Here is a 13,471-nt window from a genome sequence, read left to right on the forward strand (position 1 = left end):
CAAGTGATGATACAATTAATGTCTCATGACGAAGATGTAATGCCAGATGCATTGGCTGGTTTAGCAGCATCTACAGTAATACAATTATCAGACATTCCTTTCGAAACTCCAATTTCTGAAGCACGTGTTGCTAGAGTAAATGGAGAATTTATCATCAACCCGAACAGAGCACAATTAGAAGAATCTGACATAGATATGATGATTGGTGCTTCTGCAGATTCTGTAATGATGGTAGAAGGTGAAATGGATGAAATTTCTGAAGAAGAAATGGCAGAGGCAATTAAATTTGCACATGAAGCTATTAAAGTACAATGTGCTGCACAAGTTCGTTTAGCAGAAGCTTTTGGTAAAAAAGAAACACGTGAGTATGAACCAGAAAGAGAAGATGAAGCTTTAGCAAAAAAAATACAAGATTTAGCATATGATAAATGTTATGCAATTGCTAAACAAGGTACTTCTAAAGCAGAACGTTCTGAAGCTTTTGCAGCAGTAAAAGAAGAAATTACAGCTACTTTCTCTGAAGAAGAATTGGCAGATTTTGGTGGTTTAATTGGAAAATATTTCAACAAAGCACAAAAAAATGCAGTTAGAGAATTAACATTAGCAGAAGGTTTACGTTTAGACGGACGTAAAACTACAGATATTAGACCCATTTGGTGTGAGGTAGATTATTTACCATCTACACATGGTTCATCAATTTTTACAAGGGGCGAAACACAAGCATTAGCTACGGTAACTTTAGGTACTTCTAGAGAAGCAAACCAAATAGACATGGCTTCTTACGAAGGTGAAGAGACTTTCTATTTACACTATAACTTCCCTCCTTTTTGTACGGGTGAAGCACGTCCAATAAGAGGAACATCTCGAAGAGAGGTTGGTCATGGTAATTTAGCACAAAGAGCACTAAAAGGAATGATTCCTGCAGATTGCCCTTATACAGTAAGAGTTGTAAGCGAAGTATTAGAGTCTAATGGTTCTTCTTCTATGGCAACCGTTTGTTCTGGTACTATGGCATTAATGGATGCTGGTGTTCAGTTAAAAAAACCAGTTTCTGGTATTGCAATGGGTTTAATTTCTGATGGAGACCGTTACGCAGTTTTATCTGATATTTTAGGTGATGAAGATCATTTAGGTGATATGGACTTTAAAGTAACAGGTACAGCAGACGGTATTACCGCATGTCAAATGGATATTAAAGTTAAAGGGCTTTCTTACGATATTTTAGTAAATGCACTAAAACAAGCAAGAGAGGGGCGTTTACATATTTTAGAGAAATTAACAGATACGATTGCAGCACCTAATGAAGATGTAAAAGCACATGCTCCAAAAATGATTACGAGACGCATTCCTAACGATATGATTGGTGCGTTTATTGGTCCAGGTGGTAAACACATTCAAGAATTACAGAAAGAAACAGGAACTACCATCGTAATTACTGAAGATGCTGTAACAGAAGAAGGTATTATAGAAATTTTAGGTACTAAACCAGAAGGAATCGAGCAAGTAATTGCAAGAATTGAGTCGATGTTATTTAAACCAGAAGTGGGTAGCGTTTACGAAGTTAAAGTAATAAAAATGTTAGATTTTGGTGCAGTTGTAGAATATGTAGAAGCTCCAGGAAACGAAGTTTTATTACATGTTTCTGAATTGGCTTGGGAACGTACAGACAACGTTTCAGACGTTGTTAAAATGGGCGATGTTTTAGATGTAAAATACTTTGGTATAGATCCAAGAACTCGTAAAGAAAAAGTTTCTAGAAAAGCACTTTTACCAAAACCAGAAGGTTATGTTGCTAGACCTCCAAGAGATAACAATAGAGGTAGAGACAATAATAGAGGTAGAGATAATCGCGGACGTGACAACAGACGTGATGACAGAAAACCAAGAGAACCTAGAAAAGAGGATTAATCTGAAATACTGAACTTGTTTCAGTATCTTTTTATAATTTACAAAAATCGCTAATTAATTTTAGCGATTTTTTTTGTTTATTGCCTATTTATAAAATGCTTTTATTTTCTTTGTAAAAGGTTTATGAAAATTCAACACAACACATATTTATCTTTAGGTACAAATCAAGGTAATAAACTTGAAAACCTACAAAAAGCAATCAATTCTATTGCTAATATCGTTGGTAATGTTCAAAAAATATCATCTGTATACAAAACACCTGCTTGGGGTTTTAAAGGTGATGATTTTTATAACATTTGTGTACAAGTATCTACGTACCAAAATGCTTCACAATTAATTACTTCCCTTTTGCAAATTGAAAAAAATTTAGGAAGATTAAGAAATGAAACAAAAGAATATCAAAATAGAAATATAGACATAGACATTTTACTATTTAATGATGAAATTATTCTTACAAAAAATTTAATTGTACCTCATCCTAAAATGTTACAACGCAAGTTTGTAATGATTCCTTTGGCAGAAATTGCATCAAATACATTTCATCCCATAGAAAAAAAACAAATTAGTGTCTGTTTACAAAATATTGATGATTCTTCTCAAATACAAAGAATTAAAAACAAACTAATCCGCCCAATACCAATTACAGAAAAATATAATTACATTGCTATTGAGGGTAACATTGGCGCAGGAAAAACATCCTTAGCTAAAATGATAACTGAAGAATATAATGCGAAATTAGTTTTAGAAAGATTTGCAGACAATCCCTTTTTACCAAAATTTTACAAAGATAAAGAACGTTATGCTTTTCCTTTAGAGATGAGTTTTTTAGCCGATAGATACCAACAGTTGAGCGATGATTTAGCACAATTCGACTTATTTAAGAACTTTTTAGTCTCAGATTATTATATTTTTAAATCGTTAATATTTGCCCAAGTAACCTTATCTGAAGACGAATATTTGTTATACAGAAAAATGTTTAATCTAATTTACAAAGAAATTACAAAACCAGACTTATACGTATACTTATATCAAAATACAGAAAGGCTATTAGAAAATATTAAAAAGAGAGGACGGAATTACGAAAAAAACATTGAGTCTGAGTATCTAAAAAAAATACAAGAAGGTTATAAAAACTTTATAAACACTCAAAAAGATTTAAATTTATTAGTTATAGATGTATCTGATTTAGATTTTGTAAATAACAAAAAAGATTATAACTATATAATTGATAAAATAAAGAATAATTAAAAAAAAAAATTATATTTTTGCGATTCATAACTCCCCCAAATTTTATTAATAAACAATAATAAAACCCAATGAGGAGAATTTTTTTAATAGTATTTTTAGTTTGCTTTACTTCAGTATCTATATTTAGCCAATTTACTACAGACGAAATTACTTATGGAAACAGAATAGATTTAAACAACAGTAATAGTTGGGCTGTTGGTGGTGGTTTTAGTAATTTTATAATGCATGGAGATTTACGCTCTGTAGGTACAGGTAACCTTGGTAACTTTTATAATTTTGGTGTATATGCATTTGTTGATAAAATGTTTAACCCTTTATTAGGTATAGAACTAAAAACATCTTACTCTCAAATTTCTGGTGGAGCGCAGTACTTTTCTGATATTTATGAAATTTTATATGTGCCAAATACTGTAATTAGAAATAATATATACTTTGAGGGAAGTACATTTGGAGCCGAATTAAATTTAATTTTGAGTTTCACCAATTTATATCAAGCTAATGCAAGTAAATGGCATGCATCTGGTTATTTTGGTCTTGGATACCATCAATATAACTCTCAACTTTTTGAAAAAATAGCAGGTGGTCCAGACAGAGAGTTAGTAGACTTTGGTTTTAACCCTGCTAGAAATAGTCAAAACCAAGCAAGTTCTATATATTTATCAGGTCAATTTGGTATAAAAAGAAGAATTAATAAACGAGTAGATATAGAGTTAAGAACGGGTATGTACTTTAACTACGAAGATCATTTAGATGCTGCTATTTCTAATAAACAAGATTGGGAAACTTTTTTTGTTTCAAGTATAGGTGTGTCAGTAAAACTAGGAAAGCGAAAAATATTTACTATTTGGGGTGATGAAAATGGAGATAGTAGAGGTAAATTTAAAATCATCGACACTGATAAAGATGGTGTAATGGATCAATTAGATATTGAGCCTAATACACCTCCAGGCGTTATGGTTTATGGTAATGGTAAAGCAGTAGATTCAGATAAAGATGGTATACCAGACCACATAGATAAATGTCCTTTAGAATACGGACAAGAGTCTAATGAAGGGTGTCCGTTAAATGTAGATTCTGATGGAGATGGTGTTATGGATGGTAAAGATTTATGTCCTGCAACTCCTGGAACTGTAGAAAACAGAGGTTGTCCTAAACAAGAAGCAGGAAAAAACAATCCTTCAAATATTAATACACAAATTGCATTATTAGCAACTAGTATTTATTTTGATACGAATAGCGATAGAATTAAATCTATTTCTTTTGCAACAATTGATAAGATTGTAACACTTATGAAACAAGTACCTAACGTGAAGTTTATTATTGAAGGTCATACAGATGACAGAAATAGTGACAGATATAACTTGTACTTATCTCAAAGAAGAGCAAATGCCGTTAGAAAGTACATGATTAAAGAAGGTATTGATAATGAAAGATTAGAAGCCAAAGGTTTTGGTGAGTCTAGACCTAAATTCTCTAATGACAATGCTGGTGGTAGACAATTAAACAGAAGGGTAGAGATTAAACCAATTGGTTCTTTAGACTAATAAAGAGTTTAGTTAACTCATAAATAAAAAAAGAGAGTATATAAAAATATACTCTCTTTTTTTATTTGAAATTAATATTAATTAAATGCTACTTAATTAAGATATAATTTTACTTTTTTAATTCTAACTTTTCTGCAAAATAATCGCAAAAATCTCTCATTGTTGCACTCATTTTTTGGTCATCTGTAGCACGCTCAAAAGTATCTGCCATAGATACTAAGGTTTGGTGATAAAATTGCTTCATTTCATCTACAGGCATATCTTTGGTCCATAAATCCATACGTAAAGTATCTTTCTTTTTATGATCCCATACAGATAGCATAATCGCTTTAGAGGCTTCATTATCTATGCCTCCATCTTTTGCAGACCAAGCTATTTCTTCTGGCACTTTATTTTCGTCTAAACCAACTTTAAATTTAATTTCTGAATGATGTTTTACTGACATTATTTTCTAGGCTTATATTTAGATTTTTTATATAAATCTAATTCGTTTGTATTTATTAATTCTTGCAAAGATACATCATTATGCTGCATATAAGAACGCACAATTTGCCAACCCACCCAAACTCCAATTCTACCTGGAGACAAATTATCTTGCTCCATATAAAACTTAGAAAAAGGGGCTACATCTAAAAATCGATTATTCAATTTTGTATCTGTACTAAAGAGTATTTTTTTTTGAACAAAGTAACTCCAAATTTGTTCTTCATTCGTTTTTGCCCAAATTAATTTTTCTTCTTCGTAACCAATTTTTTCTTTATCAGAAATTAAAGGTAAATAAGCATCTAATAAATACATTTTTTTTCCTTCATAAATCATTTTATTAATAAAGGTTCTTGAATTGGAAGGCGGTATTTGACTTTCTATAATCTCTGAAGCAACATCAATTATGAGGTGCTCTTTTGTATTGTTTTCTTTTACATACTTTGGATAATCACTATAAAAACGATGATTTTTACCCAAATAAACATCTAAAGAAAGAATTAATAAACTATCAGCATAAATTACTCTGCTATCATAATCTATATTGGTAAGCATGGTAATTACTTTTGGGGCTCTAAACTTAGGGTTATAATATTTAACATGCTTAAATAAGTCTTTTAACTGTGTTTTATATGGAGTGAAATCCTTATATATTTTTTGAGTTTCTGCAAAAAGTTCTTGTTCGTCTTCACTATTTATTTTGGCCAAAGAAATACTGTCTGTTATTTGAGGTGGAAAAAAATAAGGGTATTTTTGTTTTAAATTAGAAAGCTGAATCTTTGTAGCATTATAAAAGTCTTCATCAAATCTTTCTATTTTGAAATCTACCTTAATATCAGAGACATCAATTTTGTGTTTATTTGCATCGCTACATGCATAAAAACCAAATAAAACTACTAAACCAATTAGAAAAAATCTCATAAACTTCGTATATTGTTGTTTTAAATTTAAAACGATAAAAATACTAAATTAGTTTATACATGAATACAGAAAAAGTAGCAACTCATATTATAAATTGGTTAAAAACATATGCAGAAAATGCAAAAGTAAACGGTTTTGTAGTTGGTGTTTCTGGTGGAATAGATTCTGCCTTAACCTCAACTTTATGTGCAGAAACAGGGTTGCCAACATTATGTGTAGAAATGCCCATACACCAAGCAGAAAGTCAAGTTAGCAGAGCAGAGGAACATATAAAACAACTAAAAGCGCGTTTTAAAAATGTGTCTGAAACGAGAGTAGATTTAACTTCTACTTTTGAAGATTTTAAAAATTCTGTACCAGAAGTATCTGCTTCTGCCAAGGTAGATCTTTCTTTAGCCAATACAAGAGCAAGATTAAGAATGACCACTTTGTACTATTTAGCAGGCTTAAACAGCTCTATAGTAGCAGGAACTGGAAACAAAGTAGAAGATTTTGGTGTAGGCTTTTACACCAAATATGGTGATGGAGGTGTAGATGTTAGCCCAATTGCTGATTTATTAAAATCTGAAGTTTATGAATTAGCCGCTTATTTAAAGGTACCAAACTCTATCCAAAAAGCACAACCAACTGATGGTTTATTTGGAGATAGTAGAACTGATGAAGATCAAATTGGAGCTTCTTATGATGAACTAGAATGGGCTATGAAAATGCAAGAAGCTGGTAAAACTGCTGCTGATTTTAAAGGACGAGAGCAAGAAGTGTATCGTATTTACAAAAGACTGAATAGAATTAATCAACATAAAATGATACCTATACCTGTTTGCGAAATTCCTGCAACATTAAAATAATAAAAAAAACCATCTAAATTTAGATGGTTTTTTTTTAATTTTTAAGATGTTTTACAATAGATTAGCTGCAATCATCATTTTTTTTATCCTCATATAAGCTCTTTTCTTTGAACCTTTAGAAATTTCGAAAGGTAAAAGGATAAATAATTGAATGATTTTTAGTAGTTGTAATATTCTTTTCATGATTGATTTTTTTCTTTTAGCGAGTGCAATATACAAAAAAACTATTTTTACTTGATAAATTGCTATAGGGGAAAATACCTGTTTTTACAATTTAATAACATACAGCATAAATATGAACTTGTATTTTTTAAGTATTTACCTTTTAAAGTATTTCTTATAAATAGTAGTTTATACTTAGTTTTATTTAACAAATATAGCAAAAACAAAAAAATATCATAATAAAAAAATCATATCACGTAGATTTTTATTGATATGATAATTTAAAATAAAAAATTAAAAAAGTTAGTAATTATTCGCGGTAATATCTAAGAATATAATAGTTATACAACTCTGTTTAATTTCTCGAAAAGCCTAATTTTTAGGCCTGTATAGCCTTTTATGGTCTCTAAATCAATTGTTTCTTTTTCTGTTGACTCTTTTAGTAATTCTTCTATTTTTTTTCCAATTAATACTCTTCTTAGATTAAAAACAGCATCACTCACTAATTTTGGTAAAACTTCTATTTCAGATTTTACCTCAATGTTTTTACTCTCCCAATTACTTAATTGATGTTTTTCTTCGTCCATTAAAATAGAGGTAACCGTTTTAGAAATTTCCACATTTTGATGATTAACCAAAGCATCTATTTCTAATTTTTCAAATTGATTTAATTGATGAATAATTTCTGTATATATTTCTTGAAAAACTGTATTAGTAAATTCTATTTCATCATCTTGTAAATGCACATAAATTTCTGCGGAAACATTGTTATTGTATTTTCTGATAGTAATTTTTATGTTACCATCTTCGTCTTCATTTTCTATTTCTTCTGTAAACTCTGTAACCTCATTACCAAACAACAATAAAATTCTAATAATTTCTTTTTCTAAAATAGCTAACTGATCTATTTTTTGAGATGCAACTCCACCTTTTACCAAGCCCATTTGCGCTTGTTCTTGTTCTAAAAAATATTCTGGTGGTGGCTCATTTGGGTCTTGTTGAGGCTTAAAACTCTGTTTATTTGAACTTTTACTTTTTTCTTGAAACTCTTTTTTTAGTATTTGAGCCAATTCACTAAATAAAACACGCTCAGATATTTCCATAATTCTTGCACATTCCTGTACATAAATTTCTCTTTTTATACCATCTGGTATTTTAGAAATACTCGTAACAATATCTCTAATTACACCTGCTTTTTTTATAGGATCGTTATTAGAATCTTGTAATAAAAGTGATACTTTAAAGTTGATGAAATCTTGCGATTGATTTTCTAAATGTGCTTTTAACTCTTCTGTAGAATGCGCTTTGGCAAAACTGTCTGGATCTTCTCCATCTGGAAATTGCACCACTTTTACATTCATACCTTGTTCTAGTATTAAATCGATTCCACGTATGGAAGCTCTAATACCAGCTGCATCTCCGTCAAATAAAACTGTGATGTTTTTTGTAAGTCTATTTACCAAACGTATTTGGTCTGATGTTAAGGCTGTACCAGAAGAAGCCACCACATTTTCGATACCAGATTGATGAAAAGAAATTACATCTGTATACCCTTCTACCAAATAACAATTATCTTGTTTTGCTATTTCTTTTTTTGCCTGATAAATACCATATAAAATTTTACTTTTATGGTAAATATCGCTTTCTGGGGAGTTTAAATATTTTGCTGCTTTTTTATCAGCTGTTAAAATACGACCACCAAAACCTAGAATACGCCCAGACATAGAATGTATAGGAAACATTACTCTGCCTTTAAAACGGTCGAATTGTTTGTTTTCTTTTACGATGGTTAAACCTGTTGAGGCTAAATATTTGATATCATAACCTTTTGCTAAGGCTGCGTCGGTAAAACCACTCCACTCGTCTAAACAGTACCCCAATTCAAAAGTTTTAATGGTATCTTCTCTAAAACCTCTTTCTTTAAAGTAAGAAAGCCCAATTGCATTTCCTTTATTGGTATTTAGCATGGTTTCATGAAAGTAATCTTTGGCAAATTTAGAGACCAAAAACATACTTTCTCTTTCGTTCATCTGAGCTTTTTCTTCAGATGTTTGCTCAGTTTCTTCTATTTCTATATTGTATTTTTTTGCCAACCATTTTATGGCTTCTGGATAGGTATAATGCTCATGCTCCATTAAAAATGAAATGGCGTTACCTCCTTTTCCTGTAGAGAAATCTTTCCAGATTTGTTTTACAGGTGATACCATAAATGAGGGCGATTTTTCGTCTACAAACGGACTTAAACCTTTAAAGTTACTACCTGCTTTTTTTAGTTGTACAAATTCACCAATAACCTCCTCTACTCTTGCAGATTCGAAAACACGGTCTATGGTACTTCTAGATATCATTTAAAATTATAATTTTTAAAGTGAAACAAAGATAAGAACTTTGTTTTTCTATTTGTTTGGTTGATTAAAAAAACCTCACAGGTTTTAGAAACCTGAGAGGTCTTAAAAGTAACTTTTATTAACTTCCCTTTTTAGTTAGTAATACGCGTTAAGGATTGAGCAATTGTTTAAAATCTCACGCTTTTGGGCGTGAAGCGAGTGCCTTTCGACTGCGCTCAATATAAACTCCAGCCTAACCAAGCTTTTTAGCGTGGAAACGCCAAAAAAATTATGAAGCCGCCTTTAACTTTTTCAAAGTTGTGTTGGTTAATTTTGCTTCTGCATATTCTTTGGTTACGCTGAGTTCTTTTTCTTCTGAACTTGGTAAATCGAACATGGCATCTGTAAAAATAGCTTCGCACAAAGAGCGCAAACCTCTTGCCCCTAGCTTGTACTCTACTGCTTTTTCTACAATATAATTTAAGGCCTCTTCTGTAATGATAAAAGCAACATCATCCATAGTAAACAGTTTTGTGTATTGTTTAATAATGGAGTTTTTTGGTTCTGTTAAAATGGCTCTTAGTGTTTGTGCATCTAAAGGATTCATAAAACTTAATACTGGTAAACGCCCAATAATTTCTGGTATTAAACCAAATGCTTTTAAATCTGAAGGTATAATGTATTGTAACAGGTTTTTATCATCTACTTTGTCTTCATCTAAAGAGGCTCCAAAACCAACTGCTTGCATATTTAAACGCTTGCTAATAATTTTTTCGATTCCAGAAAAAGCACCACCTGCAATAAATAGAATTTCTTTGGTATCTACTTCTATAAATTTTTGTTCTGGGTGTTTTCTACCTCCTTTAGGTGCCACATTTACAACTGTACCTTCTAATAATTTTAAAAGTGCTTGTTGAACGCCTTCTCCAGAAACATCTCTTGTGATAGATGGGTTGTCTCCTTTTCTGGCAATTTTATCTATTTCGTCTATAAAAACGATACCTCTTTGGGCTTTTTCTACATCATAATCTGCAGTTTGTAAGAGTCTGCTTAAAATACTTTCTACATCTTCGCCCACATAACCTGCTTGCGTTAAAACGGTTGCATCTACAATAGAAAAAGGTACGTTTAACATTTTTGCAATGGTTTTTGCTACCAATGTTTTACCTGTTCCTGTTTCGCCTACTAAAACAATGTTCGATTTTTCTATTTCTACTTCGTCTTCATCATCTTTTGTTTGTAACAATCTTTTGTAATGATTGTACACAGCCACAGACATGGCTCTTTTTGTTTCGGTTTGACCAATAATGTATTTGTCTAAAAAGTCTTTAATTTCTTTAGGCTTTTTAAGTGTTAAATCTTTTGATAAACTACTTGATTTTGCTTCAGAAATTTCTTCTTCTACAATACCATGTGCTTGTTCTATACATTTATCGCAAATATGAGCATCCATTCCTGCAATAAGCAAGTCTGTTTCCGCTTTTTTACGTCCGCAAAACGAACATTCTAAATTTTCTTCTTTTGACATTTATAATGGTTTTTGGTTGGTAGTTTATGAATATTGGTAAGAAACCAACAACAAAAAACCAACTACTAACAACTATTTTCTTGCTAATACTTCATCAATCATTCCGTAAGCTTTTGCTTCATCTGCTTTCATCCAGTAATCTCTATCAGAATCATTATGCACTTTTTCTACAGTTTGTCCAGAGTGATTGGCTATAATTGCATACAACTCGTCTTTTAGTTTTAAGATTTCTCTTGCTGTAATTTCGATGTCAGATGCTTGTCCTTGTGCACCACCTAAAGGTTGATGAATCATAATTCTAGAGTGTGGTAATGCAGAGCGTTTCCCTTTTTCTCCTGCACACATTAAAACAGCACCCATAGAAGCAGCCATACCTGTACAAATGGTTGCTACATCTGGTTTTATAAATTGCATGGTATCATAAATACCTAAACCTGCATAGACACCTCCACCTGGAGAATTGATGTAAATAGAAATATCTTTATTAGCGTCTACACTTTCTAAAAATAATAATTGTGCTTGTATAATATTGGCCACTTGATCGTTTATTCCTGTTCCTAAAAAGATAATTCTATCCATCATTAAACGAGAAAAAACATCCATTTGTGTGATATTCATTTGGCGCTCTTCCATAATATATGGTGTTAAACTACTTGTAATTTTTGTGTAGCTTGTACTGCTAATACCATGGTGCTTTGTTGCGTATTTTTCGAATTCTTTTCCGTAATCCATTATCTTGATTCTTTTATTGTTTGTTTTGTAAAGATAAGAACATTTTTCTTATTTTTTTCTTGGTTTAAGTGGCTAAAAAAACCTGAATTTTGCAATTCAGGTTTTATATTTTACTTAGATTCTGAAACAACCTTTCGACTTCTCTGAAGGTAATATCTACAGAATGATAATAAGCTACTCTTATTTGTAAACTTCTTTAATAAAGTCTTCGTAAGAAAGTTCTTTCGATTTAAAACTCATGTTTTCTTTATAAAAAGCCAATAATTTTTGACTGATTAATTGAGACTGTAATTTTTGAGCTTCTTCTTGGTTTTGTAATATTCTACCTGCAATATCATCCAATTCTTTTTCTTCTGGATTCATATTACCAAACTGTGCCATTTGTGTTCTAATAAACCCTTTTGCATAGTCTACTAATTCTGCATAATCTATTTTGATATCGTTATCTTTCATGATTTTTCCTTCAATCAATTGATAACGTAATCCTTTTTCAGATTTATCGAATTCTTCTTTTGCTTCTTCTGCAGTTAATTCTTTTTCTCCGGCAGTAGCCAACCATTTTTGTAAAAATTCTGCTGGTAAATCAAACTTGGTATTTTCTACTAAATGTTCTGTTATTGCATTTAACAAATATTGATCTCCTTGTTGTTCAAATTGTTTTTCTGCGTCTTCTTTAATTTTGTCTCTTAATTCTGTAGCAGTTTTTACGCTTCCGTCAGGAAATAATTTATCGAACAATTCTTGGTCTAAATCTGCTGGATCTGTTTTAGTAATTTCTTCTACCGTAAACGTTACTTTAATATCTAAATCTTTTGCGTCTTCTTCTGAAACGCCTAAAATGTGAACTAATTTATTTTCGTCTTCAAATAATTTCTTAGTTTCTAACTCAATTACATCACCAACTTTAGCACCTATAAGTTTTTTCTCGTTCTTTTTACCTTTTAAATCGTTTACTAAAAAGGTAGATTTTTTATTGATTTCTTTTTCTTCGTTAACAAATGTACCTGTTACGTTGGCATGTTCTGTAGCTTCTTCTATAGCGCTCATTTTACCATAACGTGTTTGTATATTTTTAACTTCTTCGTCTAAAAGATCTTCTGTAGCTATAATATTATAAGCTGTTACCTTCTTTTTTGGTTTTAAATCTACATCGAATTCTGGCACTAAACCTAGTTCGAATTCAAAAGAAAAGTTGTCTGCATCCCAGTTAAAATCTTCTTGTACTCTTGGTAAAGGATTTCCTAAAATATCTAATTTTTCCTCTGTTATAAATTTGTTTAAAGAATCTTGTAAAAGTTTATTTACTTCTTCTACCAATACAGATTTACCATATTGTTTTTTAACCATACCCATTGGTACATGGCCTTTTCTAAAACCTGGTATGTCTGCTTTTTTACGATAATCTGTTAATACTTTGGCTACTTTTTCTTGATAGTCTTCTACAACAATATCAACTTTTACAACTGCGTTTAACGCATCTATGTTTTCTTTGGTAATATTCATTTCTTTATGCTCTTATTCTTTAAAAAATCGAGTGCAAAATTACGCTTTTTAATTGATTGCACAAATGTTTAAGTGGTTCTATTTCAGTGATAATTTTATTAATTGAGTTATTTTTTATCTTCTTTGAGTAAAGAAAATAGTGCTGACCTAAAAATGGACAATAAAATACTAAAAAATAATGCTGCCCAAAAGCCTGAAACTGCAAAACCATCTACTAATTTATCTGCCAATAATATAATTACTGCGTTTATTACAAATATGAATAAG

Annotated in this window: 11 protein-coding genes; 4 read left to right on the top strand and 7 right to left on the bottom strand. The window is 30.9% G+C overall.

The genetic code is table 11. The features are described 5' to 3' along the window. The 3 genes from ACTG3S_RS09970 to ACTG3S_RS09980 all read left to right on the top strand — a co-directional run. The coding region (locus ACTG3S_RS09970; RefSeq protein ID WP_439129212.1) for a polyribonucleotide nucleotidyltransferase at positions 1-1,908 on the top strand (1,908 nt) is incomplete at its 5' end. A gap of 123 nt (positions 1,909-2,031) precedes the next feature. After that, positions 2,032-3,156 (top strand): 2-amino-4-hydroxy-6-hydroxymethyldihydropteridine diphosphokinase, encoded by a 1,125-nt coding sequence (gene folK / locus ACTG3S_RS09975; RefSeq protein ID WP_439129213.1) that lies wholly within the window; start codon positions 2,032-2,034, stop codon positions 3,154-3,156. A gap of 68 nt (positions 3,157-3,224) precedes the next feature. Then, positions 3,225-4,700 carry an OmpA family protein gene (locus ACTG3S_RS09980; RefSeq protein ID WP_439129214.1) on the top strand — a complete coding sequence of 492 codons (1,476 nt, stop codon included), beginning with the start codon at positions 3,225-3,227 and terminating at the stop codon, positions 4,698-4,700. Positions 4,701-4,809: 109 nt separating this feature from the next. On the opposite strand, the gene gldC is transcribed toward ACTG3S_RS09980, so the two are convergent. After that, positions 4,810-5,145 (bottom strand): gliding motility protein GldC, encoded by a 336-nt coding sequence (gldC, locus tag ACTG3S_RS09985; protein ID WP_438989083.1) that lies wholly within the window; start codon positions 5,143-5,145, stop codon positions 4,810-4,812. Then, positions 5,145-6,104 carry a gliding motility lipoprotein GldB gene (gldB, locus tag ACTG3S_RS09990; RefSeq protein ID WP_439129215.1) on the bottom strand — a complete coding sequence of 320 codons (960 nt, stop codon included), beginning with the start codon at positions 6,102-6,104 and terminating at the stop codon, positions 5,145-5,147. Before gldB ends, gldC begins: the two co-directional genes overlap by 1 nt. Before the next feature lie 59 nt (positions 6,105-6,163). On the opposite strand from gldB, the gene nadE reads away from it, so the two are divergent. After that, positions 6,164-6,952, top strand: coding sequence for an NAD(+) synthase (nadE, locus tag ACTG3S_RS09995; RefSeq protein WP_439129216.1), 789 nt, complete (start codon positions 6,164-6,166; stop codon positions 6,950-6,952). Between the two features lie 503 nt (positions 6,953-7,455). Here the strand turns inward: nadE and dnaG are convergent. From dnaG to ACTG3S_RS10020, 5 genes are all read right to left on the bottom strand, one after another. Next, the gene (gene dnaG / locus ACTG3S_RS10000; RefSeq protein WP_439129217.1) at positions 7,456-9,462 is read right to left on the bottom strand and encodes a DNA primase; all 2,007 of its coding nucleotides are present in this window, start codon (positions 9,460-9,462) and stop codon (positions 7,456-7,458) included. A 268-nt stretch (positions 9,463-9,730) separates the two neighbouring features. Further along, positions 9,731-10,969 (bottom strand): ATP-dependent Clp protease ATP-binding subunit ClpX, encoded by a 1,239-nt coding sequence (gene clpX / locus ACTG3S_RS10005; protein WP_439129218.1) that lies wholly within the window; start codon positions 10,967-10,969, stop codon positions 9,731-9,733. 72 nt (positions 10,970-11,041) lie between these two features. After that, positions 11,042-11,701 carry an ATP-dependent Clp endopeptidase proteolytic subunit ClpP gene (gene clpP / locus ACTG3S_RS10010; RefSeq protein ID WP_439129219.1) on the bottom strand — a complete coding sequence of 220 codons (660 nt, stop codon included), beginning with the start codon at positions 11,699-11,701 and terminating at the stop codon, positions 11,042-11,044. 180 nt (positions 11,702-11,881) lie between these two features. Next, positions 11,882-13,204 carry a trigger factor gene (tig, locus tag ACTG3S_RS10015; protein ID WP_439129220.1) on the bottom strand — a complete coding sequence of 441 codons (1,323 nt, stop codon included), beginning with the start codon at positions 13,202-13,204 and terminating at the stop codon, positions 11,882-11,884. Positions 13,205-13,311: 107 nt separating this feature from the next. Next, positions 13,312-13,471, bottom strand: a 160-nt coding sequence (locus ACTG3S_RS10020) for a phage holin family protein (RefSeq protein ID WP_439129228.1), incomplete at its 5' end; no start/stop codon positions are given.

This window comes from Polaribacter sp., from assembly GCF_965656025.1.
Lineage (GTDB): Bacteria > Bacteroidota > Bacteroidia > Flavobacteriales > Flavobacteriaceae > Polaribacter.